Source organism: Gilliamella sp. wkB7 (assembly GCF_001693435.1).
Lineage (GTDB): Bacteria > Pseudomonadota > Gammaproteobacteria > Enterobacterales > Orbaceae > Gilliamella > Gilliamella apicola_N.
In genome coordinates this window covers 2175792-2202134 of sequence record NZ_CM004509.1, presented here as the reverse complement: position 1 = coordinate 2202134, position 26343 = coordinate 2175792, and the positions used below count along the sequence as shown (strand labels likewise).

At 33.4% G+C, this 26343-nt stretch carries 16 protein-coding genes and 1 other RNA gene; 14 read left to right on the top strand and 3 right to left on the bottom strand.

Annotated features, from left to right (window positions below; genetic code table 11):
• Window positions 1-299: 299 nt before the first annotated feature.
• The 5 genes from A9G17_RS09690 (at window position 300) to A9G17_RS09670 (ending at window position 9531) form a co-directional block, all read left to right on the top strand.
• The gene (locus A9G17_RS09690; protein ID WP_065738523.1) at window positions 300-1694 is read left to right on the top strand and encodes a hypothetical protein; all 1395 of its coding nucleotides are present in this window, start codon (window positions 300-302) and stop codon (window positions 1692-1694) included.
• A gap of 341 nt (window positions 1695-2035) precedes the next feature.
• Complete coding sequence (gene nrdA, locus A9G17_RS09685) at window positions 2036-4321, top strand: class 1a ribonucleoside-diphosphate reductase subunit alpha (RefSeq protein ID WP_065738522.1); 2286 nt, start codon at window positions 2036-2038, stop codon at window positions 4319-4321.
• Between the two features lie 140 nt (window positions 4322-4461).
• Entirely contained in the window at window positions 4462-5592 is a 1131-nt protein-coding gene (gene nrdB / locus A9G17_RS09680; RefSeq protein WP_039128970.1) for a class Ia ribonucleoside-diphosphate reductase subunit beta, read from the top strand.
• 336 nt (window positions 5593-5928) lie between these two features.
• Window positions 5929-8583, top strand: a complete 2655-nt coding sequence (glnD, locus tag A9G17_RS09675; RefSeq protein WP_141677583.1) for a bifunctional uridylyltransferase/uridylyl-removing protein GlnD — start codon at window positions 5929-5931, stop codon at window positions 8581-8583.
• 24 nt (window positions 8584-8607) lie between these two features.
• Window positions 8608-9531 (top strand): AEC family transporter, encoded by a 924-nt coding sequence (locus A9G17_RS09670; protein WP_065738520.1) that lies wholly within the window; start codon window positions 8608-8610, stop codon window positions 9529-9531.
• Window positions 9532-9694: 163 nt separating this feature from the next.
• On the opposite strand, the gene A9G17_RS09665 is transcribed toward A9G17_RS09670, so the two are convergent.
• Window positions 9695-10375 (bottom strand): HD domain-containing protein, encoded by a 681-nt coding sequence (locus tag A9G17_RS09665; protein WP_065738519.1) that lies wholly within the window; start codon window positions 10373-10375, stop codon window positions 9695-9697.
• A 373-nt stretch (window positions 10376-10748) separates the two neighbouring features.
• On the opposite strand from A9G17_RS09665, the gene mprF reads away from it, so the two are divergent.
• Together mprF and A9G17_RS09655 are read left to right on the top strand one after the other, a co-directional pair.
• The gene (gene mprF, locus A9G17_RS09660) at window positions 10749-13349 is read left to right on the top strand and encodes a bifunctional lysylphosphatidylglycerol flippase/synthetase MprF (RefSeq protein WP_218059722.1); all 2601 of its coding nucleotides are present in this window, start codon (window positions 10749-10751) and stop codon (window positions 13347-13349) included.
• Window positions 13350-13353: 4 nt separating this feature from the next.
• Entirely contained in the window at window positions 13354-14634 is a 1281-nt protein-coding gene (locus A9G17_RS09655; RefSeq protein ID WP_065738517.1) for a virulence factor family protein, read from the top strand.
• A 58-nt stretch (window positions 14635-14692) separates the two neighbouring features.
• On the opposite strand, the gene A9G17_RS09650 is transcribed toward A9G17_RS09655, so the two are convergent.
• Both A9G17_RS09650 and A9G17_RS09645 read right to left on the bottom strand, forming a co-directional pair.
• Window positions 14693-15547 (bottom strand): DMT family transporter, encoded by an 855-nt coding sequence (locus tag A9G17_RS09650; RefSeq protein WP_218059721.1) that lies wholly within the window; start codon window positions 15545-15547, stop codon window positions 14693-14695.
• Between the two features lie 672 nt (window positions 15548-16219).
• Window positions 16220-17212, bottom strand: coding sequence for a LacI family DNA-binding transcriptional regulator (locus tag A9G17_RS09645; RefSeq protein WP_065738515.1), 993 nt, complete (start codon window positions 17210-17212; stop codon window positions 16220-16222).
• A 284-nt stretch (window positions 17213-17496) separates the two neighbouring features.
• On the opposite strand from A9G17_RS09645, the gene A9G17_RS09640 reads away from it, so the two are divergent.
• From A9G17_RS09640 to A9G17_RS09610, 7 genes are all read left to right on the top strand, one after another.
• Window positions 17497-18900 (top strand): glycoside hydrolase family protein, encoded by a 1404-nt coding sequence (locus A9G17_RS09640; protein WP_065738514.1) that lies wholly within the window; start codon window positions 17497-17499, stop codon window positions 18898-18900.
• Window positions 18901-19043: 143 nt separating this feature from the next.
• On the top strand, window positions 19044-20435 hold the full coding sequence (locus A9G17_RS09635; protein WP_081301730.1) for an MFS transporter: 1392 nt from the start codon (window positions 19044-19046) through the stop codon (window positions 20433-20435).
• A gap of 293 nt (window positions 20436-20728) precedes the next feature.
• Window positions 20729-21094, top strand: a transfer-messenger RNA (tmRNA) gene (gene ssrA, locus A9G17_RS09630).
• A gap of 183 nt (window positions 21095-21277) precedes the next feature.
• The gene (locus A9G17_RS09625) at window positions 21278-22528 is read left to right on the top strand and encodes an integrase domain-containing protein (protein ID WP_065738513.1); all 1251 of its coding nucleotides are present in this window, start codon (window positions 21278-21280) and stop codon (window positions 22526-22528) included.
• 925 nt (window positions 22529-23453) lie between these two features.
• Window positions 23454-24698: a PAAR domain-containing protein gene (locus A9G17_RS09620; RefSeq protein ID WP_065738512.1), complete on the top strand. Its 1245-nt coding sequence runs from the start codon at window positions 23454-23456 to the stop codon at window positions 24696-24698.
• Between the two features lie 15 nt (window positions 24699-24713).
• Complete coding sequence (locus tag A9G17_RS09615) at window positions 24714-25022, top strand: hypothetical protein (protein WP_065738511.1); 309 nt, start codon at window positions 24714-24716, stop codon at window positions 25020-25022.
• Between the two features lie 439 nt (window positions 25023-25461).
• The gene (locus tag A9G17_RS09610; protein WP_065738510.1) at window positions 25462-26322 is read left to right on the top strand and encodes a DUF6387 family protein; all 861 of its coding nucleotides are present in this window, start codon (window positions 25462-25464) and stop codon (window positions 26320-26322) included.
• Window positions 26323-26343 lie beyond the last annotated feature (21 nt).

Sequence of the window (26343 nt, the reverse complement as noted above, 5' to 3'; positions counted from 1 at the left end):
ATAGACTATCATTATCATTTGAATCTTTGTTCTTTTTTTACCCCCTTCCTTTACACATATCTAACTAATAATTATCAATATAACAATTAATAATAGTTAACTTCATTATCAATTTTAAAAAGCATTTAATCCTATTGTTAATACCCTACATCAGTTAATCACATGAATTAACTATTATTTAAGTGTTTTTTCTTTCCGACTGAAACTTAATAATTAAGTTATACTCTATTGTAAATATAGAAAAGTTTACGTAAATAAACTTTTTTATCCAATAAACATTTAATGAAAGAAATAAAATAGTGAAACTGATAACCATTAGCCGTCATATAAAAAGAATTACTTATACTTTACTTTTGTTGCAATTTTCGAACAGTAGTTATGGATATTTTACATCCCAAACAGCACAAACAATTCAAGGATCACGTCCATCTTTATCACAAGAATTGGAGATGAATATTGATAATTTTCAGTTATTTGGTTTAATTATTGAAAATCGCATTTATTATAGTCAGAAAGAAATAGCTGAAATACCGATTCCAACAGCTTATCCATTTGTTAATCGAATAGGACCTTCAATAGTGATTAAACAACCTGATGAAAATGAATTTTTTGATAGGGATGGTGATAAATTAGATTATTTAGTGGTTGACGATGATATTAGTATGGTATGGTACTATACAGATGCTAACAATAATGATATTGAATTTACACCAAAAGATTATGATACGTTTTGTTCATTGGCTGCTGAAAAAAAATATGCACCTTTTAAAGTGAAACTATCTGCTGATTTAGTCCTATTTTCTAAATATGGTGATCCAGATAATAATACCTATCCTAATAACATTATTAAAACGCAACCATCGGTAATATATACAGTTGTTGATGATGTTGGCGTTTGCTTTGCCAGACCTGAATTAAAGCCTAATACTGTTGCTGGTAGTGATAAAGATCAGTGGGATCCAAAATATGGTTTTTTAACTCAATCCAATATTGATCCAACTAAAAACTTTCCGACTACCGGTTTTTATGGTGCTAAATTTGATCTAATTTTATCTAGTGATGGCATCGTCAATAATTATAATTGGCATGTAAAACAAGGTAGTGAACTTGTTAATATTGATGACAGTGATGCAAATGTAGTTACGGTATTGTTTAACGGCCCAGATGCTCAAGATACAGAAAAAGCTTGGGAGCATGTTATGGGGTCAGAAAATGGATACAAAGTTATTATTGAAGGAGTAAATAAAACAAACAATAAAAAAATTCATTATGCATTTACTATAACCAAATGGTTTGATGCTTGGAAACAAAACATGAATACTACTGGTTTAATATCAGTATTAGGTACCGTTGCAGAAGTTGTTGCTGAATGTGAAGCTAAAAAAGGTCATTATCAATTGAGCAATGCTGACGAAATAAGTAATGCTGTTTTGGGATCAAAAGGTTCAGCACAATTTACACGTGAAATCGGTAAATTAATCAGTGAATGGGGAGAAGCAACTCAAAAATCTTATCCTGGCTCTTTTGCTCCTCATACTGGCGGCACTTACAAACGCTTTTATGTATGGGAACCAACAGCAGGAGATGACGGTGAAGGAAAAGTTTGTGATATACATATTGATACCGGTATATATCACTGTCGTGCTAATGAAAAAGAAAATAAAAATGGTGTATGCGCCTCAATACCTAAATAAAGCATTAGTAAGTTTTTTAGCTCTATTTGTAAATAGAGCTTATTTTTATTGAATGTTAACTCTTAAATAATAACTTCAAAAAACGATTCATTAGTAAATTCTTAACTACTCATTTTTTTGTGTTTATTTTAGCCGTCATTTCACATTATCATCATTATATAATCTAAAGTTATCAATTATTTAAAAATTTGTTAACCAGTTTTAGTTCTTAAAATCAATAATATAAATTAATAAATATACTATATATAGTAATTAATTTATTAATAGGCACTATATATTGTATATTTTGATAAATATCAATTATTATATCTTTCACAAGACAACAGGACATTGGATGAAAAATGAATAAATTAATGCTCGTCACTAAACGAGATGGTAAAAAAGAACCGATTAATCTTGATAAGATCCATAAAGTAATTACTTGGGCAGCAGAGGGATTAGAGAATGTTTCAGTTTCCCAAGTTGAGTTGCGCTCACATATCCAATTTTATGATGGCATTCGTACATCTGATATTCATGAAACAATTATTCGAGCCGCAGCCGATCTGATTTCCCAAGAAACACCTGATTATCAATATTTAGCTGCTCGTTTAGCCATTTTTCATTTACGTAAAAAAGCTTTTAATCAATTTACCCCACCGCCTCTTTTTGAACACGTTAAAAAATTAGTAGAGAGTAAACGTTATGACAAACATTTACTTGAAGATTATACTCAAGAAGAGTTTGAACAAATGGATAAGATGATTGATCACTGGCGAGATATGTCTTTTTCCTATGCAGCAGTAAAGCAGCTAGAAGGTAAATATTTAGTACAAAACCGTGTATCAGGTGAAATTTATGAAAGTGCACAATTTTTATATATTTTAGTTGCAGCTTGTCTTTTTGCTAATTACCCAAAAGAGACTCGACTTGATTATATCAAACGTTTTTACGATGCTGTGTCAACATTTAAAATTTCATTGCCAACACCCATTATGGCAGGCGTTAGAACCCCAACACGTCAATTTAGCTCATGTGTCCTTATTGAATGTGATGATAGCCTAGATTCAATTAATGCAACGGCGAGTGCAATTGTCAAATATGTATCACAACGTGCAGGTATTGGTGTCAATGCTGGACGTATTCGTGCTTTAGGGAGTTCAATTCGAGGCGGAGAAGCTTTTCATACTGGATGTATTCCATTTTATAAATATTTTCAAACTGCGGTTAAATCATGTTCACAAGGTGGTGTACGTGGTGGTGCAGCTACTGTATTTTATCCAATATGGCATTTAGAAGTTGAAAGTTTACTTGTTTTACGAAATAACCGTGGTGTTGAAGAAAACCGAGTTCGTCATTTGGATTATGGTGTTCAAATTAATAAGTTAATGTATCAACGGCTGATTAAAAACGAAAATATAACACTATTTAGTCCATCAGATGTGCCCGGACTTTATGATGCATTTTTTGCTGATCAAAATAAATTTGAAACACTTTATCATCAATATGAACAAGACGTAACTATCCGCAAACGTGTAGTAAAAGCAATTGAACTCTTTTCATTGTTAATGCAAGAACGTGCATCAACGGGTCGAATCTATATACAAAATGTTGATCATTGTAATACTCATAGTCCATTCGATGCACAATTAGCGCCTGTCCATCAATCCAATTTATGTATGGAAATTGCGTTACCAACTAAACCTCTTAATAATGTTAATGATGAAAAAGGGGAAATTGCACTTTGTACCCTGTCTGCTTTCAACTTAGGAAAAATTGATTCTCTTGATGATTTTGAAGAATTAGCGGATTTAACCGTACGAGCCCTTGACTCACTGCTTGACTATCAAGATTACCCCGTACCGGCTGCCCGTAACTCATCGATCAATCGTCGAACACTAGGCGTTGGCGTGATCAATTATGCCTACTATTTAGCTAAGCATGGCGTTAAATATTCTGACGGCAGTGCCAATAATTTAACACACCGCACTTTTGAAGCTATGCAATATTATTTGTTAAAAGCTTCTAACAATTTAGCGAAAGAAAAAGGTGCTTGCTCACTATTTAATGAGACAACTTACTCACAAGGTATTTTACCGATTGATACTTATAAAAAAGATTTAGACACCATTAGTAATGAACCATTACATTATGATTGGGAATCATTACGTGAATCAATAAAAACTTATGGTTTACGTAACTCGACTTTATCAGCATTAATGCCGTCAGAAACTTCATCACAAATTTCTAATGCAACTAATGGTATTGAACCTCCTCGCGGTTATATCAGTGTTAAAGCATCAAAAGATGGTATTTTAAGACAAGTGGTGCCAGATTATGAAAATCTAAAAAATGCTTATGAATTGTTATGGCAAATTCCAAATAATACGGGTTATTTGCATTTAGTTGGAATTATGCAGAAATTTATAGATCAATCCATTTCAGCTAATACTAATTATGATCCAACTAAATTTCCAAATGATAAAGTACCAATGAAACAATTATTAGCTGATTTACTGACAGCTTATAAATTTGGCGTAAAAACACTCTATTATCATAATACTCGTGATGGTGCTGAAGATATTCAAGGTGATATCGCATTAACTGGAAGTGACGATGGCTGTGAAGGTGGAGCTTGTAAAATTTAATTAATTTAGATTATAGAAACATTGATACATAGTATCGTATTTAGGGGAATTGATAACCCCCTAATGATTCCCCCCTCTTTTCTAATGACGAAAGGTGGCGGTAAAAGCAACCAAACTCAATTAGGAGTTATTTTATGAGTATGAATTACAGTACCTTTTCGCATGTACATAATGATCAACTTAAAGAGCCAATGTTTCTTGGCCAACCGGTAAATGTTGCACGTTATGATCAACAAAAATATGAAATGTTCGAAAAATTAATCGAAAAACAACTTTCCTTTTTCTGGCGACCAGAAGAAGTGGATATTTCACAAGACCGTATTGATTATGCCGCCTTGCCAGAACATGAAAAACATATATTTATCAGCAATTTAAAATATCAAACCTTGCTTGATTCAATTCAAGGTCGTAGTCCAAATGTAGCGCTGCTACCACTCATTTCTATTCCTGAACTAGAAACATGGGTAGAAACTTGGTCATTTTCAGAAACCATTCACTCTCGTTCATATACACATATCATTCGTAACATTGTTAATGATCCTTCCGTTGTTTTTGACGATATTGTCACAAATAAAGAAATTCAAAAACGCGCAGGCGACATTGCAGGTTATTATGATGATCTCATTAGCTATGCAAGTTACTACAATTTATTAGGTGAAGGCAAACACACGGTTAACAACCGCACCATAACCATAGATCTGCGTGAGCTTAAAAGAAAGCTTTATCTTTGCTTAATGAGTGTTAATGCACTTGAAGCTATTCGTTTTTATGTTAGTTTTGCTTGTTCTTTTGCTTTTGCTGAACGTGAACTAATGGAAGGTAATGCTAAAATTATCAAACTTATTGCTCGTGACGAAGCTCTGCACTTAACTGGTACACAATTTATGATCAACACCTTGCGCAGTGGTGAAGATGATCCTGAAATGGCTGAAATTGCCAAAGAATGTGAACAAGATTGCTACGAGCTGTTTTTGCAAGCGGCCAATCAAGAAAAAGAGTGGGCTGGATATCTATTTGAAAGCGGCTCAATGATTGGTCTAAACAAAGATATCTTATGCCAATATGTCGAATATATCACAAATATCCGCATGCAAGCAGTTGGACTAAAATTACCATTCCAAGTCAAATCCAACCCAATCCCATGGATTAACAATTGGCTTGTTTCTGACAATGTTCAAGTTGCTCCACAAGAAGCTGAAATGAGTTCTTATTTAGTTGGGCAAATTGACGCTGAGATTAACGAAGATGATTTGAGTGATTTTAAATTGTAGTTTTTACTTAAACGTATAGTTAACCTCAAACTTTTTTACAAGAGGAACCTTTAAAGTTCCTTTTTATTCAAAAAATTGTATAAAAATACTAATAATCGTTTTTATAATTTATAACATGATTATTAGTATTTAGTATTTATTATTTAATAATTAATTGATTATCACATACAAATCTAGTATCCATTAACTGACCAATTTACATAACATTGTTTTATCAATTAAATAGGAGGAATTATTTTTAAAACTTATAAACAATTCAAATAACTGTAACTTGACAGTGCTTTAAAATCAGGTAACGATATGACAAATGAATCATCCTAATTTGATATGATGACTATGACTCAAATGCATACGTTTTACCCTAATTCGCCGCTTAATTTTAGCGATGAGCAGATAAATATTGACTACCTCAAACAACAACTTAATGACTTTCAACAATGGTCTGTCACACAATTTAAACAAAATGTCGATATTGATATTTTAGTGCATTTACGCAGCCATTTTATTGATGAGTTGTTGCAACGTTTATGGTGTTATTTTCAAATTCCTGAACAAGTCTCCTCTGTTTTTAAACAAAACCGTATAGCTTTGATTGCCGTTGGCGGATATGGACGGACTGAACTTCATCCATTATCGGATATTGATATATTAATATTAAGTGATTATCCATGTGCTAAAGATATTGAACAAAGAATCAGTGAGTTAATTCGTTTGCTTTGGGATCTTCATTTAGATATAGGTCATAGTGTTAGAACGTTAAAGACTTGTCTACAAGAAGCCAAAAATGATATTACCATAATGACGAACTTGATTGAGTCAAGAATAGTCGCTGGTAATCAATCATTATTAGATGAACTGCGTAAACATATCTTTAGTGATAAGATCTGGCCTTCAGCTTCTTTTTTCCGAGCTAAAGTTAAAGAACAACAAGATCGTCATAAGCAATATCATAGTACCAGTTATAATCTCGAGCCTGATTTAAAAAATAGCCCCGGTGGACTTCGCGATATGCAAATCGTACAGTGGATTGCAATTCGTCATTTTGGTGAAGAATTCTTACAAAAAATAGCTCACTTTGATTATTTAACTCCTGAAGATATTGAAGACTTTAAAACATGTCGAAAATTCTTATGGCGCATGCGCTTTGCACTACATAGTGTCATAACGCGTTATGATAATCGCTTACTGTTTGATCGCCAGTTAAGCATTGCTAATATGCTTGGTTATCAAGGTCAAGGCAATACTCCAGTCGAAAAAATGATGCATGATTATTATTGTGTTGCCTGCAATATTACTGAGCTCAATCAGATGTTATTACAGCTTTTTGATGAGACGATACTGGAGCTCAATCCAAAAAATAAAATATATGATATAGATGAACATTTTCAGATTAGGGAAAAACTCATTGATGTAAAAGATGACAATCTATTTAAAAAAGATCCGGTTATGATTATGCAACTTTTTTATACGATATTGCTTAATCCACAAATTATTGGACTTTATTCAAACACGATTAGACAACTACGTTCAGCGCGAAGACAATTAACCACACTACTCAGTGAAGATGCAAAAGCAAGATCACTGTTTATGAAAATTATTAAACACCCAGATGCGATAAAAAAAGCAATCTTACCAATGCATCAATATGGCATCCTTACTGCCTATATACCAGGTTGGAAACATATTGCGGGGATGATGCAGTTTGATCTGTTCCATGTTTATACCGTTGATGAACACACCATTCGCTTACTGCTTGAACTTGATAGCCTTAAAACAGAATTGGGCAAACAAAGACACCCTAATAGTTCTAAAGTTTTTGCTAAATTATCTAAACCTGAACTACTGGTTATTACTGGTTTATTTCATGATATTGGTAAAGGCTATCATGGTGACCACTCTGAAATAGGTGCTAGATTAGTAGAAAAATTCTGCAAATTACATGAATTAGAGTCTAGAGATACAGATTTAATCATTTGGTTAGTACGTTATCACTTACTTATGTCTGTAACGGCCCAAAGTCGTGATCTGCAAGATCCGGCAGTTATCAGCGAATTTATTCAAATTGTAAAAAGTGAACAACGTTTACAATATTTACTATGTTTGACTGTTGCCGATGTCTGTGCAACAAATGAAACCCTTTGGAATAGTTGGAAGCAAAGCTTAATGCGCCAACTGTATGAAACAGCAAAACGATCGTTTGATTCTGGTATCAATCAAATACCAGAGCAACGAAGCATTGCTCGTCAACATAAACAGGAAGCATTGACTATCTTACTTAAGCAAAATTATGATGAACAGAAAATAAAAAATCTTTGGTTAGATTATCGCATTGACTACTTTCTGCGGTACACGACAGAACAAATTGTCTGGCATGTACAAAATTTATTAACGCATGATTTAAACCAAATACTGGTATCGATTAATCCAAATCCTTATCATGGTGGTACTGAAATAATTATTTATTCGCCTGATAGACCTTATCTGTTTGCTACAGTATGTAATACTCTTAATAATCATAACTTAAGCATCCATGATGCCCTAATTATTACAAATAAAAAAGGATTTGCACTTGATACTTTTATTGTATTAGAGCCGAATGGTCAAACATTACAAAAGGACAGGCATCCAAGCATTATACAAGCGCTAACTAAAGCCCTTCAACAACCAGTTTACAAAGGTGTGACAGTTAAACCACCCAAACAAAGATTACGATCGTTTTTGGTACCAACACAAGTTAATTTTTTATCTGCTTTCAATGAAAAGCAAACGTACATGGAACTGATTGCATTAGATAGACCAGGATTACTTGCATGTGTCGGTGAAGTATTTGCCAATTTAGATTTATCATTGAGTAGTGCTAAAATTGCAACTATCGGCGAACACATTGAGGATTTATTTATCTTAACTGATAAAAATAATAATGCACTTGATGATAATACCTGTTATCAATTACGAGAAGCAATTGTTAATGCTATTGAATTATTAAATTAATTATTCAAATCCAGGATATGGTTTATGCAATTTTTTATTATTTTATTTCCTATTTTTTGTATTTTTATTGTCGGGTTTATTTCCCAGAAAATATTAAAATTTGATGTAGCTAATCTATCAAAAATGTCACTGTATGTGCTTTCGCCTTTTTTAGCATTTAAAACTTTTTATATCCATACACTAACCATTGATTACCTATATTACATTTTTTATATTTTAGGACTTTGCTTATCATTAGTATGCATCATCTCAATTTGGTCAATAATCATGAAATATTCGACTAAAGAACGTTGTGCCATGATTTTAAGCTCTTGTTTTATGAATAACGGTAATTACGGAACCCCTGTACTATTAGTATTTTTTGGTAGCATAGGGTTTGATCTTGGTGTAATTATGATGGTATTACAACAATTTGTGATGAGTACGGTTGGTATTTATTATGCGGTAAAAGGGAGTTCTCATAGTGATATTGTCAGCCAAAAAGATGTTATTAATAAAGTAATCCGTATGCCTGTTGCTTATGGTGCATTTTTAGGTATTATCTTTCAGTTATGCCATATCCCTTTATCTAAATCAATTATGACATCCATTGGCATGATTGGGGATTCATCTATTGTAGTTATTATGATTATTTTAGGAATGCAACTGGCTAAAATAAAGATCACACAGCTTGATTACCCTAAACTTTCATTTTCATTATTAACCCGCATGATAATTTCACCATTGGTCGCCGCTTGTATGGTCTACTTTATGCCAATTTTACCTGTTTATAAACAAGTATTAATTGTATTAGCTGCAATGCCAAGCGCTGCTAATACTACTCTAATGTCGGTCCAATTTGATACCAACCCTGAACTGGTTTCAAGTGCAACGTTAATGAGTACCTTGTTAAGTTTGATAACATTACCAACTGTGCTATGGTTAGTTGACGCCCCTATTCCTTTTTGATACAAAGTAGCGTTCTTTTTATCGGAGATCGCTAAATCAAACGATAAAAAACCTTATTTTTATTAATAAATAAGGTCATCATCATTCCTAGACATACCATTTAAAAATGGTAATCAATTATAATGTTAAGGACATTGCTATCAATCAATTGACCATAGTAAGATCAATCTTTACCTTGCCACTCTTTTTCAAATTGTTTAACAAATTCAACTAACAAATTATGTCTCGATATAGCCAGTTTTTTGGCCTTTTCTGTGTTCATCATATCTTTAAGTAGAAACAGTTTTTCATAGAAATGATTAATTACAGTATTGGGCAGTTTATAATTTTCTTCATTGATAACCGTTCTTGGTAAAATAGTTGGATCGTGCATAATATTATGTTTATTACCTCCATAATAAAACGTTCGTCCAATCCCTATTGCTCCAATGGCATCTAAGCGATCAGCATCTTGTACAATTTGCCCTTCTAACGATAATGTTTTTTTACCAATTAGATTTTTTCGATAAGACATATTTTCAATAATATCAAATATCATTTTTATATCATCACTTAAAATGTTAAGTGAGTTTAGATAATTATATAATTCATTTGTCGCTTGATTGACATCATTAATAACTTTTTCATCAATGACATCATGCAGATAAGCACTTAAAATTACGATAAAGGCATTAGCTTTTGGTTCGCAAGGTAAAATTTTTTTTGCTAATCCAACTACGCGCTCAATATGTGCCATGTCATGACCTGAAAAATCATTAGCAAGCTTTTGCTTAACATAAACTCTTATTTTTTCAATAATCTGATATTGTTCTTGTGTTAATTCAATTGATTGGTCTGTGCTCATTTAATTTATAATTATCCATTTAATTAATGTGAAAATAGCAATTTAAAAATTTTGGTAAAGATTTTGCTAAACCTAAATTAAATAGATTACCACAATTGGATGGCTATTAATTTAATTAAGCTTGAAAATATTAAGTTATTAGATAATTCATTATTCTTTGATTTGTGTTTAACAATAATCATTAATTCGATTCCATTAATCTGCTCCTTTAGCCTATTCAACATTCAATAAATAGACAATTATTGTAAAAAAATTCTAATGATTAATATTTTTTTTAAATTTCCTTTAGTTTCTCACGATTGTTTTCATTAGTTTGCAACGGTAGAATGCGCCAATCTGAAATCCTATTGAAGCACGTATTGGAGTTGCTCACGTGAAAATATTAGCGCGTAAAGTTCTACCTTGGCAATTGATAGAATACTTCACTCGCTATCGTCAATTTATAACGTTACTGTTTGGATTATCCATCTTCTTTGTTGCACTTATTTTATGCTGGCATCTACTTAAAGATATTAATCTATGCGATTTAAAAAATGCGGCTGACACACTTTCAATTAAAGCTATTTTATTTTCTTGTTTATCTGCTATAGGCAGTTATTTGATGCTTATTGGCTGCGAATGGTCTGCAACACGATATGCAGGTGTAAAATTAAAGCCATCGGTTATAACGCTTGGTGGTATTTGTGCTTCAGCCATTGGCAATGCGATCGGTTTATCAGCATTATCTGGTGGTGCAATTCGCTGCCGATTATATTTCAAACAAGGATTAACGACTATCGACATAGCCAGAATGTCGATATTTGTTACGTTATCATTAGGACTTACCCTACCCCTACTGGCCACGCTAGCAGCCTTAATCAATACTAAAAATACTATGCTGGCATTGCATTTATCAAAAAACTGGATATGGTTAATTTCGAGTGGCATAATTTGTCTTTATGTCGTCATGCTAATCTTTTTATATTGCAATCGATTAGAAACAAAACCGAATAAAGACACTCAATTATTCCAACTATTTCACTGGTCGATACGTTTACCTAATTTACGCCTTGCATTTTACCAATTTGTAATTACTTTAATTGATACTGTTTTAGCTGGAGCCATTCTTTACTTTTTATTACCAGTACAACCCCATTTTATTACCTTTATTATGATCTATATTTTGGCTTTAGTTGCTGGAGTGCTAAGTCATATTCCTGGGGGTGTAGGGGTATTTGAAGCAGTAATGTTGGCTGCATTTTCATCTGAAATTGGAGCTGCGTCGTTAACTGTTGCGTTAATTATTTATCGTATTATTTATATTTTAATACCACTTTTTATAGCGAGTTTTCTACTTTTAATAAATGAAAGCAAGCATCTTTTTACTATGCCTGAAGTTAAAGAAACAGAAACCGGTATTGCAGCTATTATTATGGCTGCTGCTGTATTTTTTGCGGGTGTAGTAATGATGTTTTCAAGTGTTCTTCCCGGATTTAATCACTACTTAGTCAGTACATTTATTCCCAATAAAATAATTAATACTGCTCATCTAGTCGCGAGTTTAATCGGTGTTTTATGTTTACTTTTAGCAGTGGGTCTACGCCGAAGACTTTATTCAGCTTGGGGTGCTTCGGTCATTTTATTGTTTTTAGGTAGCATCTGCTCACTTTTAAGGGGGTTACATTGGATAGAAGCTGGTACTTTATTAACGATTGCAATGTTATTAATCTATTTTAGACACGCTTTTTATCGCAAAAGTCGATTAAATGTATTACCTTTTCCGATTAAATCCTTTGCTGTCTGTTTTTGCTTAATTGCGGTTCTTGTATGGTTAATATTATTTATTTATCAAGATGTACCTTACAACCATTCATTATGGTGGCAATTTGAATTAGATACCCGAGTGCCGCGTGCATTAAGAGCAACCTTGGGTAGTTTTATTTTATTAATTTGTATTATGCTCTATTGGCTATTTCATCCTGCTTTGCCAATTTTAAATAGTCCAAAACGCGAAGAGTTAATCAAAGCTCATCAAATTATTTTAGATTCAGCTCAGCCAGAAGGTGGACTGGCCATGACTGGCGATAAATCACTGTTATTCAATGAATCACACACTGCTTTCATCATGTATGCTAAACGTGGCAGAAGCATGGTAGCACTGTATGATCCGATTGGCGATAATACTAAACGTGCTGATTTAATATGGGCTTTTCGAGATTTATGTGATGCCCATCATCTTCGCCCAGTTTTTTATCAAGTTAAAGCCACCAATTTACCTTTTTATATGGATATTGGTTTACGAACCATAAAATTAGGCGAAGAGGCTTTAGTTGATTTAGAAGAGTTTAATCTTTCATCTAAAGGATATAAAGATCTTCGTTATACATGGAACAGATGCCAACGCGACGGACTTAGTCTTGAATTTTATGCGCCAGGTTCTGCACCACTTGATGAGTTAAAAGTTATATCTGATGCATGGCTAAAAAACAAACACTCCAAAGAAAAACAATTTTCATTGGGATCTTTTTCAAAACCATATTTAGATAATTTCACTATTGCTACTATCAAATTTGAAGGTCGCATTATTGCTTTTGTCAATTTACTTGAAACAAATCAACATTACTCAGCTAGCATCGATCTAATGAGGTTTGCTCAAAATATTCCTAAACTAACCATGGAATTTTTAATGATTGGCTTAATACTGCATTATAAAGAAAAAGGATTTAAATACTTTAGTTTAGGTATGGTACCTCTATCAGGCATGCAAAGAAGACGTGGAGCCCCATTAATTCAAAGGCTAGGTGCGTTAGTATTTAGGCGCGGTGGTCGGTTTTATAATTTTCAAGGATTACGTCGTTTTAAAGACAAATTTGCAACTCATTGGGAACCGCGTTATATGGCTGTTCCTTCAGGACTTGATCCATTTGTTGCTTTAATTGATACCACTATGCTGATTTCGGGTGGATTAACTGGCTTAAAAAAGAAAAAGATCTGATCTTATGAAAAATTTCATACGCTATTTTTTGGTATTAATTGTCATATTACTGATTATCTTGCTTGTGTTTATTGGCGGGTATTATATAAAAAATAGTAGCAGTGCAACTGTAAAAACCATCACCATAAATAATGATTTTTCAGTAATATTAGCTAACCCCAAAAATTCAGCAGAAGCAGCTGCGATTATTGTTGCTACGCAAAAAGATTTTTTTACTGAACAACAATTATTAGATTTATCTGAAAAGATGGGTACTAAATTGGTTCAATTTGAATTAAAACCTCAGGCAAGTTGTGATGAACAACAAAATCGTTTTAATCAAGCAACCAAAATATTAAATGAGCATAAATTTGTAGTTGCAGGTTTGGAAGAAGGTGCAGCTTTTGCTTACCGTTGGCTCTCTAAACAACAAGATGATAGCGCTAAAGCATTATCAATAGAGTTCACTTTAAATCATAAAGATTGTGAGGCACCTTTACCAGATCAAGCTACACATGGAACATGGCGAGTTATTTGGAACAATCCCCCTGATGAACAAGTTGCGATTTTTCCTCGCCAACAAAAACTGATTAAAGTAACAACTGAAATTGGTGAATATCAAGCATCACCAACCGAGCTTTTAAGTTCACATTTATCATCCATTTTATTTGATGAGCATAAACCATTACCCGTCATTGAGTTACCCGCGAAAAACAAACAACAACATCCTAATAGCGTAACTTTTTATTATTCGGGTGATGGTGGATGGCGAGATTTAGATAAAGTTTCAGCTGAATATATGGCCTCACATGGTTACTCGGTGGTTGGTGTCGATGCATTAAAACTGTTTTGGCAACATCGCTCGGTTGAACGTAGTGCTAAAGATTTAACTTATTTAATGCAACAGTATCGTGAAAAGTGGGGAACAACTAAGTTTATATTAGCTGGCTATTCGTTCGGTGGTGATATTTTACCTGCACTATACAATCGTTTATCTAAAGAAGATCAAAATAGTATTCAAGCATTAATCATGATAGCTTTTTCCAAAGACGCTAATTTTGAAATAGAAGTCAGCGGGTGGCTTGGGCAATCTGGTGATGAAATGAAAACCGCACCTGAGGTTGCGCAGATCCCAGAAAAGAAATTATTCTGTATTTATGGAGAAGAAGAAAAAGAGGATACTGGCTGCCTACAGTCAGAGATGAAAGGTGAGGCTTTTAAATTACCAGGTGGGCATCATTTTGATGAAAATTATGAGCACTTAGGGCAAATTATTATGCAAGCTATCGATAAACGTATGCAATAAATGTAGCGCTTTGGGTAATATTTTTTAAATCAAAGCATTAATAAAACATGCTAGAATATTAATGTTTTTTAAGTTTAATTTTACCTTCGGACAACAGCACGCCACCAAGTGTAAATAATGTACCAATTGCCGCAATCCATGTAAAAGGTTCATCTAAAATTAACACTGCATTAATAATTGTCAAAATTGGTACCAAATAAATATAGATGCTAATTTTAACTGCACCAACTAATTTCACTGCATAATTCCAAGAAGCAAAACAGATTGCAGATGCGCCCACACCTAAAAATAAGATATTTAATAGGTTGACTGGTTGATTAAACCTTGAAAAATCCCATTCAAAATCAAATAAATAAAGTGCTGGCAACATAAACATTAGACCATAAAAAAAGAATCTTCGTGTCAATAAAATAATATTGTATCCATAGTTACTACTTCTTTTCGTTAAAATTGAATAACATGCCCAAAATAGACATGCAAACACCGCCAGTAAATCGCCTAGGGGATTAACCGATAAAACAAATTTTCCATTTAAGGTAATTAACACAATACCAATCATCGAAAATAGACAACCGATATAAAAGCTTTTAGCTGGTTTTTCAGTTTTGAGGAAAAATATCGCCAATATCGCGGTAAACACTGGTGCTAATGTGGTAATCACCCCAACATTTGACGCGGTGGTATATGTTAATGCAATATTTTCACAGAGAAAATAACACGTTACTCCACAAAAACCAGCACCAAGGAACATCAGTTCTTGTTTAATTCCCTGCCAAGCAAAAAAGCGAGGAGATAATAACCAAAGTGTGGCATAACCTAAGGTAAATCGAAAAAAGAGAATTTCAATGGGTTTAAATTCTGTTAGTAAAACTTTGGTTACAACATAAGTTATTCCCCAAACAAACACTGTCATCAGCGCTATCAGGTGCCCTTTTGTCCTTGATGAAAATAACATGAAAATTCTCTCTGTTTACTTATTATTTGTATGTCATTCATTACCCTGCTACTTCTTTGCCAATTTAGACATAGAAACTAAACAAAAGAGAAAAGCCTTGATAACAGTAAAAATGACTCTATTTTATTAGAAAGTTAAAAATCATTGAATCTTAACTTACTGTTGATCATTGTTCAATAAGTTTTGATATATCATTGACTTTCATGAATGATATGACGATATAAAACGATGCGAATGTAGAAAAGTGAGTTACAAGTAAAATCGTAGATAAAAAAAATCCACTCGAATATTCGAGTGGAGGGCAAAAAATGAAAAAACGTAATCTGTTAATATAGACAAACTAAATCATAAAAAGTTCAATTTAAATTGAAATATTTTTGATATTTTTATAAAAAAAGATTTAATGCATTGATTAATAATAATTTAATTTTTTAATTTTTTAATTTTTTTTGAAATTTAAGCATTTATTATTCTATTTAGTATTTTTAAATTATTTTTAACTCATTACCAAATACTAAAAAACTCATACTATTACACAGTATTCTCAAAATCACTTTTCTGAACTTGATTATGATTAATTTAATTTTGAGTCTTTAATGACAAAATAGCATTTTTCTTTTAATAAAACTTTTATAACAGGTTATTTTCATTCTGGCCTTGATACAAAGTTATTGGTAAGTTAGTTATACTGTGATATGGTTCGCCATTAATCATGGCGAGCAATACAGAAACCGCATTTTGTGCAATTTGCGCAATCGGTTGACGAATCGTAGTCAAAAATGGCATATGTTGCAAAGTTAATTCAGCACCATCAAATCCAACAACTTTTAATTGATTAGATAAAGACAATTTGCAGTCTCTAGCAGCATTAATAGTGGCAATTGCTGATGAATCGTCAGCTAAAACTCCATCAATGAGTTGGGTCTGTAAACGCTCCTTAATCAATTGATACTTTTCCCGATAACTAATTGAAAAATCCATATCAAGAGTAATTGGTTTAATTCCTGCGAGTTTAATACTATCTTTATAAGCTTGATAACGTTTATTAGCATCCATATCAACATGTTTGTCATTTGTAATAGAACCAATATAAAGAATATCTTTACAACCTTGATTGATTAGATATTGACTGGCCAGATAACCACCAGCATAGTTATCACATGAAATAACCGGTATTGTTTCATTAATTTTGCGATCAATGGAAACAATATTCAGATCAGGTATTAGGTAATCAGCTAAATTTTCATTCATAGAGTTTACAATTACCCCTTCAACCTGATGGCGTCTTAACATAGTTAAAAAATTCTTTTCCTCTTCTTGGTTATGATGGCTATTGCAAATTAATATTTTGTAACCTTTTCGAGATAATATTCTTTCTAAATAACTGATTAATTCCATTTGAAAGGGGTTGGTTAAACTTGGAAAAATTAAACCAATCAAATTACTTTTATTATTCGATAATGAACGTGCTAATTCATTAGGGTAGTAACCCAACGTTTCCATAGCATCTTGAACTCGCTGTCGAGTTGTTGCACTGATGTACCCACGATTGTTTAATACTCTTGATACAGTGGTTGCGGAAACCCCTGCCAACTTAGCAACATCATCTCTGCTTAATTTCATAATCATCCTTTAATTAAAATTTATATTATATCCAATAATTATAATGCTTTTTGCTATGGCGTAAATCATTGTAATTGAATTGATTTAAACCTTGGCCTTCCTCTTTTTTAGTGATATCCATCACAAAACTACTTTCTAATAAGTGATGTCTCTCACAAAATTATCATTTTAGCTGTGGTCTCGGTTGACATATGAACGCGGTTGACATGAAATGAAATAAAAAATTATCAAAGTAAATGACAATGTAATGTCATTTGTCCATGTTAAAAAAGAAGGAGTAAAAAATGCAAAAATTACATTATCAACCAAAAGGGTTCTGGGTTGGCGATATAATGCCATTTGGTAAAGATGGTACTTTTTATCTTTACGATCAACGTGATAATCGAAATCCATGCCCATTTGGAGAACCATTCGGTTGGTCGCTTGCGACTACAACTGATTTTGTTAATTACCAAAATCTTGGTGATTCAATAAAAAAAGGTGGGGAACAAGATGTCGATCAGTTTATTTATGCTGGTTGTGTGTTTGAGGCAGAAGGTAAGGGACATGCTTTTTATACTGGTTACAACCGTAATTGGGAAAAAGAAGGAAAAACATCACAAGTCTTATTACATGCTTGGAGTGATGATTTTAAAACATGGCATAAATCCTCTGAACTTATAACATTAACACCTCAAGCAGGTTATGATATCAGTGATTGGCGAGATCCTTGGGTTATTTGGAACGATGAAAAACAAGAGTATCTATTAATTTTAGGTGCAAGATTACAAGGTCCTAAAACTGAACAATCAGGTCGAGTTGTTGCTTTCACTTCGAAAGATTTAAAAAATTGGCAATTCCAAGGTGATTTTTGGGTGGCAGGTAAATATACCATGATTGAAATGCCAGACTTATTTAAAATCGGTAATTGGTGGTATTTGGTTTATACCGAATACAGTGATCAAAGTAAAACACGCTACGTAATGAGCCAATCTTTAGAAGGACCATGGATTACACCTGCTGACGATGCTTTTGATGGTCGAGCATACTATGCAGCAAGAACTGCATTTGATGGTAAACGTCGTATTCTTTTTGGTTGGGTACCAACAAAAGAAGATAACGATGATTTAAAAAATTTCCAATGGGCAGGTACTTTTGTTCCTCATGAAGTTTATCAAAAACCCGATCATACTTTAGGAGTGAAAGTCGTTGATAGTTTATGGAACTGTTTTACTCATCCTAAAAAACTTGATGATTTTTCGATTAATTCACCTTTCGCACGTCAAGAACAATTATTAATTGAAAATACAGGCAAAACATTCCGTTTTTCAACTACAGTGAAATTCAGTAAAGGTACTCGTGATTTTTCAATACGTTTAATGAAAGATAAACAAACTGGGGAATCATATGACTTTATTTTTTCACTTGTCGATAACCGATTAACTTTTGATAAGACCCCTTGTTACCCTTGGTATCGTGTGATGAATAAAGGTTTAGAGCGCCCTATTCATCTTGAGGCTGATCGAGAATATAACGTACAGATCATTGCTGATGATACGCTATTTACTTTGTACATTGATGGTACTGCACTTAATGTCCGAGGTTATGATCAATTAGGAAGTGGATTAGCAATTGCTGTAAGTGATGGAACATTAAGTTGTAAAAATAATACTTTTTCAAATGAAGGATGTTTTCCAGAAAAATGGTAATAGCGCTTATTAGACCGTTTAACTAACAAGTTAGATGATCATCATTATCAAGGCTTTCGTCATTGAATAGGCTAAAAGCCTTGGTTTAGATAGGCGACTATCACCAGTAATCTGAACTTGGAAACTTCTCTGGAGATATCATAATGAACACAACAGTAACGGATAATAATGGTCAAATGTCTGACCATGACATCTCATTTAAAGAAAAACTTGCCTATGGATTAGGAGATTTTGCAACAGGGTTCTCGGGAGTTACCGTTGGAACTTTCGCACTTTACTACTATACCGATATTGTGGGGGTTTCGGCGACTTTATTAGGTGCAGTGCTACTATTTTCACGCGTTTTTGATGCTGTGATTAATGTGGTTATGGGCTATATTGTTGATAGAACTAAAAGTAAACATGGTAAAGCTCGAGCATGGATTTTATGGTCAACCATTCCATTCGGTCTATCATTGATAATGGTATTTAGTGCACCAGAAAATTGGAGTGAATTTGCATTATTAATTTTTGCCGCCATTACGCTCAACATACATTGGATTATTTATACTTCGAGTAATATACCCTATGGTACGCTTGCAGCATTAATGACTCAAAATTCTTACCAACGTAGTCGCTTGAATACATATCGTATGCTTTGCTATTTTGCTAGCATGCTAATTATTCCTTATATTACCTTACCTTTGGTCAATTTTTTTGGAGGAGGTGAACGCGGTTGGCAGTTTACTATGATAATTTATGCTGCAATTTTAATTATTACTTTCTTCTATACTTTTTTTAATACTAAAGAACGTATTAAACCAATTAACCAATTTAATTACAATGCACCATCTATTGGTGTTTCATTAAAAACTCTTCTTGCTAATAAATATTGGGTAACTATGTTTTTTACCATGCTAGTGAGTTTTAGTATCCTAGGACTTATCAATGGAGTTGGTGTTTACTATGCAAAATATCTATTAGCCGATAGTCAACTTATCGGTTTAATCAATATGGCTTTTGCTTTACCGTTAGTTGTTGTATTGATGTGTTCAGCTTATATTCTAAAAATCATGAGCCGATTAACATTTATCATTGTCGGTATGGCCACAATTATCTTAGGAAGCACCATCATGGCCGTTGCCCCTCAAGATACGAATGTTGCAATAATAGGAACAATATTACGTGGTGCTGGTTTTGCGCCAATTATGGGAAATGCATATTCCATGTTAGCCAACACAATAGATTATGGTGAATGGAAATTTGGTATTAGAAATGATGGATTAGTCTATAGTGGCGGAAGTTTCAGTGCCATATTAGGAAGTGGTATCGCTTCCGGAGGCATTGGTTGGGTATTAGGTATGGCGGGTTACATTGCTACCGATGATGTTGCAAATCAACCAGAAAGCGTACTAACGACCTTACAAATATTATTTATTTATTCACCTTTAATATTAAGTGCTATCACTATTATATTATTACGCTTTTATACTTTAGAAAAAATTTATCCTGACATTATCAAAGAACTAGCGCAAAGAACGCATAACGTCTATTAATCTACCGAAACGAGGGATGGATATCGTCATTATTATTCCCTCGCTACCACTAAATAACAACTTATATGGATCACTGATTCAGTACAAACTAAAGTTTTAATATTACTACATGTTGGATCAGTAGGTGTTAAATACTGTTATAAAATCGCAAAAGGGAACAATTGATAATCTTACTACATTGAAAGACGAAAAAAACAATAAAAACAGGATTAATCACAAGGCAGGTTAACTTGTATTACATCTTGAATTCACATATAATGCCCTGATATTGTATTAAGTTACATATCACAATTGGGGCTGATTCTGGATTCGACGGGATTTGCGAAACCCAAGGTGCATGCCGAGGTGCGGTAGGCCTCGTAAATAAACCGCAAAAAAATAGTCGCAAACGACGAAAACTACGCACTAGCAGCTTAATAACCTGCATAGAGCCTTCTCTCCCTAGCCTCCGCTCGTAGGACGGGGATCAAGAGGAGTCAAACCCAAAACGAGATCGTGTGGAAGCCTTGCTTGGGGCGGAAGCATTAAATTTAATCAAGCTAGTTTATCAGTGGCGTGTTTGTCCGCAGCGGGTAAGCGAAACTCAAAGACAAACTACGCATGTAGTACCAAGGATGTAGAGATTTCGGACGCGGGTTCAACTCCCGCCAGCTCCACCAATTCACTATTCAGTAACATTCTTTTAAATCCTTTAAAACACATCAAAAGCAATAAACACAAGGCTTAAAGCCTATTTTATTATTCATTAAGCACCAGTAAGATACATTTACAACCAGAATTTTTAGGTATATGCTTAAGTATACGAATGCAATATACCTAAAACCCGTATACCTAAAATCATTATGGCAAGAAAGACTCTACCATTAACCGACACACAAATAAAAGCAGCCAAACCAAGAGATAAGGATTATTCTTTATTTGATGGTGGCGGTATGTATCTTTTAATCAAAGCGAATAACTCTAAGATTTGGCGTTTTAAGTATACGCGCCCGTATACCAAAAAAGGGGCATTACTTAGCTTTGGTAGTTATCCCGAAGTTTCACTACAACAAGCGCGAAAACAACGAGACGAAGCTCGCGAATTAATTAAACAAGGCATAGATCCTCAAGAACATAAAGCAGAATTAGAACGGCGCAAGCAAGATGAAATAACCAGTACATTTAAAAAGGTAGCTACTGACTGGTTCAAAGTTAAGAGCAGTAAAGGACTAACTGAAGTTACATTAAAAGGTACTTGGAACTCATTAGAGTTACATATTTTTCCTTACATCGGGAATAGTTCCATCTTCAAATTAAAGGCAAAGGACTTCATAAAAGTTATGGAGCCATTAAGAGCAAATGGCAAATTAGAAACGATTAAAAGGCTTTGCCAACGTATTAATGAAATCATGTTTTATGCTGTCAATATAGGCTTAATTGAGGCTAACCCAGCCATCAAGATAAAAGATGCATTTGAAAGCCCAACAAAAGGACAGATGCCAACAATCAAAGCACAAGAACTGCCCGAATTTATGCAGGCTCTTGCTATGGCTAGAATTGAATTACAGACGCGTTGCTTAATTGAATGGCAACTATTAACAATGACCCGACCTAATGAAGCTGTAGGGGTGAAATGGCAGGAAATTGACCTTAATAATTGCTTATGGGTTATTCCTGCTGAAAAAATGAAGATGAGAAGAGAGCACACTATAACTCTTAATAAGCAAGCTATGGCGCTTCTATCAATCATGAAACCTATTAGCGGTCACAGGGAACACATTTTCCCAAGTCTAAAACCTCCCTTTTCCACTCCCATGAATAGCCAAACAGCGAATATGGCAATAAAGCGCATGGGATATAAAAATAAATTAGTAGCGCATGGATTGAGAGCTTTAGCGAGTACAATATTGAACGAGCAAGGCTTTGACCCTAATGTTATTGAGGCAGCCCTTGCTCATGTTGATAGTAATAGCGTTAGACGGGCTTATAACAGAGCCACTTATTTGGAACAACGAAGGATAATGTTAGACTGGTGGGGCGACTTTGTCGAGCAAGCCAGTAAAGGAAATGTCTCATTGTCAGGTAACCGCAATTTAAAGCTAGTTAATCATTAACCCTATCTAATTGTCGTAACCCATATTTGGGTTACGCTCTCACCGTTGATAAAATCCGTCACTCAAATTTGATTTACTTAACAAATCAACATGTTAGCTGTAACCCTATTTGAGTTATTCACTTCAATAACTTCATATTAAGCCTCCTCATATCTGAGGGCGCTTTTTCAAATGTTACCCTTTACCTATACATAATCTTAAACTTTTAAAATAAATCACATAACTATACATACTATACATAAATACAAAAAACTTGATATATATTAATATATTATATTATGTATACTTATTTTTTAAGTGTTCATAAGTATTCATTACTATACATACATATATGCTTTTTCGATCACATATATAACAATATGATTTATATTAATATTATAAATAACCTTAATGTTTAACTTGTTAATAATAAATATGTTATTATTTTGCTTGATCATAATAAAATATTTAATCTAACTATAATGATTTATACCATGTTCAAGGTTAATTGTTACTGAAAGGGGAACATTAAAAAACTAAAAAAATCGGGTTAGCGCTGGAATGAATGGGTACGGGTGATTTTTAGGATGCTTCGTTATGAACTTTTGACCCTCCCTCCCAGCTATAAGGATTGTCACTGTGTGAAAAGAAACCAATATTTATAAGCTGTAAAGATTTTATTGATATCACTATGGGTACAAAAAGCACCAAAAAGCCCTGTTGTAAAGATATTTTTAAAATTCTTCTTTTGGCTAGGTTATAGTTTCTTGAGTCCATAAAAACAGCGCTCAATTTTGAGCTTTGTTATTTTGTTGGCAAAAATACAATAGATATCTTAGCTGTAATTGCTTACATTCATTTACACAAAAAATCAGACTAACACAGCTATATTGTATAAACTACATACATATTCACAATGGATATAACGACAATGTGAGGACGTAGCATGAGCAAGCAAATAGCTGTTTTAGGAGATATGACTAATTATGGCGGTAGGATTATTACAGCTTCAGGGCAAGGTTATTGCGGTATGGATGGCGTTGCTCTATTAGGTGATTTGGCTTCCTGTCCTAAATGCAATAGCACAGGCAGAATTATAGAGGGAGCAGACAACTTTATTATCGATGGTAAACCCGTTGCCTATGATGGCTGTATTGTTGCGTGTAAATGCTCGCCTGTTGGAGGACATCGAATCTTAGCGTTAAACAGTACTATGTATGTTGGGGTTGGTGGTGGTTCTGTTCAATCGAATTCGTTTGCAGGTAATCAAAAACAATTGAGTTCCGCAAATGATGACGAAAACAATTTAATTAGAATTGATGCACGCCGTCTCTTACAATGCGCAGATGAGTTATGTGAAAAGCACTTATATCATGATGATATTAAACAGGCGTTCAAGCAGGACGTTGAAGCGTTTGCTAATGATATAGTTGAACAAGTAGACAGTGGCGCTATGTCGTATGAGCAAGGCGCGGAAAAAATCAAGAAAGAAGAAAAAAGCCTGAAAGAACAAGCACTTAAGTGGCTAAAATATGGGCTGTCTATTTTTGGTGGAGCGGGATTAACTGAGGCAGGAGTCGCCCTTTGTTATACGGGATTGGGATGCATTATCGGCGCACCAATGATAGCTCATGGATTAAACGGCATTTATGAGGGTAGTGCAGGCGTTGTTAATAGTGTAATGAATGAAATTGATGGTGGGGATCGTAGTGAAGAAGTAGATGGTCCACTAAGAGAATTATATAAATCTGGCGCTGAGGCACTGGGATTTGATGCATCAGTAGGTAGCATAGCCTATGATATAGCTGATTTGAGTGGATCATTGTATAGTAAATTAAAATTAGTGCCAAAAATAACAGAAATTGGAACGCCAATAAAAAAATTATGGTACTACGGACGTCAGGATTTAGTTAGATATTATACAACAATGAAAAAAGCAGCTTTGGGCGCTGAGATAGTCTCTGATACAATTTCATTGGGGACAATTATTACTAATGTTGTAAATACTTTCATTTATGATAAAGAGAATGATCAGCCAGCGTTAGTGGTTCCTGAACCAGAGAAAGTCACAAATGTAGGTGAATTAGCGGATAGCTGTCAAATAGTTATAGTTATCACATTTGCTGATGAAGAGCCACCGCACTATTATTTGTGCACGCGCCCTAATGGGGAACAATATAAAATTGAATAATATAAGGGATTATCGATGCTAATTATTTTTTATTATTTTTTATCTATAGCAACTTTATTAGCGTGTTATTATTTTCGTCGCGCTCGTTTTACAAAACAGGATTATAAATATAACAAACCGTTAAGATGGAAGCGACGAATTCTGATAATTTGGACATACTTGTTTGCAGCAATTCACGGTAGCATTTGTTTTAGGGAAAATCTTTTCACTAATATAGATAATTATTATATTAGGGCATCAGCAGGATTTTTTATGGTTGTATATATATTTGCAGTGCTGTGGGCAGAAGAAATTACCCACCCTTTCGATAAAAAGAAAAAATAGTATAACGTTCTATACATTTAAAGGTCGAAAACAGAACTATTTAAAAATATTTAATCGGGAACTGCAAAAATTATGTAGTTTCGTTAAATTAAAACAGTTATCTTCATAATAAAGACAGCTTACAAATCCCTTTCATAGGGTTGAATTTAAAAAGCCCATCAAAGGGCTTACAACTATCATGCTACCGTACGAGCCTGAAATTTTGATGTAGCGCGACGGCTCAAATATTTATTATTATCTTTTATTAAATCTCTCATTCACCTACCCTTAAAATATTCTTTTGCCCTCTAATTTTATCATAGTTATTTTTATGTATATAGATACAGTGTTATAATGCATCTAACTGTATGTTAGAGTATTATTTGCGTCTAGGCTGATCCCCGAACATTCGCAACCCTAGCGAACTGGCGCAAATATCTATTAGGGGCGTGAGGGGTGTATGGTTAAAATATGCAAAAAGACAGGTTTATTTAAAGCAGAATCTAATGATTTAAAATGGTTTAAATTAGAACATTATGATTTTATTTCTTCGATAACAATAGAACAGTTATTAAGAGAATTTGAAACTCGTCTATTTTGTTATGATCTATATGATAATGAAGAATACGCCGAATCAACCATTTACTCTGTATTATATAGTGATCCATATATACATAGAAATGATAATGATAGTTCTTTGGATGATAACAATTCTTATACACCTCTCTCTAAAGTAATGCCTTATCCTGATGATTGCAGTCTAGTCCCATTAAACTTACATGGCTTAGTAAAATTAGTTCAACTTTTTTTTGATGAGAAAATTTTAACCTTGAATAATAATAAATTCCATTATGGTAAGCATGAAACTTTTACCCAGATATCTAAACTAACACAAGGTGACGACATTTCTGTTTTTCCTTTAATTATTGGATGTAATATAAAAACGTATTCTGATGAAGAAATATTAAAAAGTATGGAAAAATTTTTACCAATATGGCGAAAGTCATTACAAATAAAAGAACCCGAAATACCAAAAGTCAATATTGGCATTCAATCACTGAAAAAAATCATATCTTACCGAGCATTACCGATAATAGATATTCTTTTATGGTGTAGACTTAACTCATATACTATCAGTGACACTTTGTTATCATTTTTAGTTTTTAAAGATGAATTCAAAGATAGTTATGTAATTAAAGACACTATAAAACCATTCGCAGAGAATCTCTTTACGGTTGAATATTTACGATTATATAAATTATTTGTTGAAAAAAACGAGCATTTAAAAAATATTACAACATCTGTTCTACTAGATATATAATTATTAGTAGAGAATTTTGTA

Coding starts and splice junctions, on each gene's coding strand:
- A9G17_RS09640 (WP_065738514.1), top strand. CDS start 17,497: ATGCAAAAATTACATTATCAACCAAAAGGGTTCTGGGTTGGCGATATA.
- nrdB (WP_039128970.1), top strand. CDS start 4,462: ATGAATTACAGTACCTTTTCGCATGTACATAATGATCAACTTAAAGAG.
- A9G17_RS09615 (WP_065738511.1), top strand. CDS start 24,714: ATGCTAATTATTTTTTATTATTTTTTATCTATAGCAACTTTATTAGCG.
- A9G17_RS09610 (WP_065738510.1), top strand. CDS start 25,462: ATGGTTAAAATATGCAAAAAGACAGGTTTATTTAAAGCAGAATCTAAT.
- A9G17_RS09645 (WP_065738515.1), bottom strand. CDS start 17,212: ATGAAATTAAGCAGAGATGATGTTGCTAAGTTGGCAGGGGTTTCCGCA.
- nrdA (WP_065738522.1), top strand. CDS start 2,036: ATGAATAAATTAATGCTCGTCACTAAACGAGATGGTAAAAAAGAACCG.
- A9G17_RS09655 (WP_065738517.1), top strand. CDS start 13,354: ATGAAAAATTTCATACGCTATTTTTTGGTATTAATTGTCATATTACTG.
- glnD (WP_141677583.1), top strand. CDS start 5,929: ATGACTCAAATGCATACGTTTTACCCTAATTCGCCGCTTAATTTTAGC.
- A9G17_RS09620 (WP_065738512.1), top strand. CDS start 23,454: ATGAGCAAGCAAATAGCTGTTTTAGGAGATATGACTAATTATGGCGGT.
- A9G17_RS09670 (WP_065738520.1), top strand. CDS start 8,608: ATGCAATTTTTTATTATTTTATTTCCTATTTTTTGTATTTTTATTGTC.
- A9G17_RS09665 (WP_065738519.1), bottom strand. CDS start 10,375: ATGAGCACAGACCAATCAATTGAATTAACACAAGAACAATATCAGATT.
- A9G17_RS09625 (WP_065738513.1), top strand. CDS start 21,278: ATGGCAAGAAAGACTCTACCATTAACCGACACACAAATAAAAGCAGCC.
- A9G17_RS09650 (WP_218059721.1), bottom strand. CDS start 15,547: ATGACAGTGTTTGTTTGGGGAATAACTTATGTTGTAACCAAAGTTTTA.
- A9G17_RS09635 (WP_081301730.1), top strand. CDS start 19,044: ATGAACACAACAGTAACGGATAATAATGGTCAAATGTCTGACCATGAC.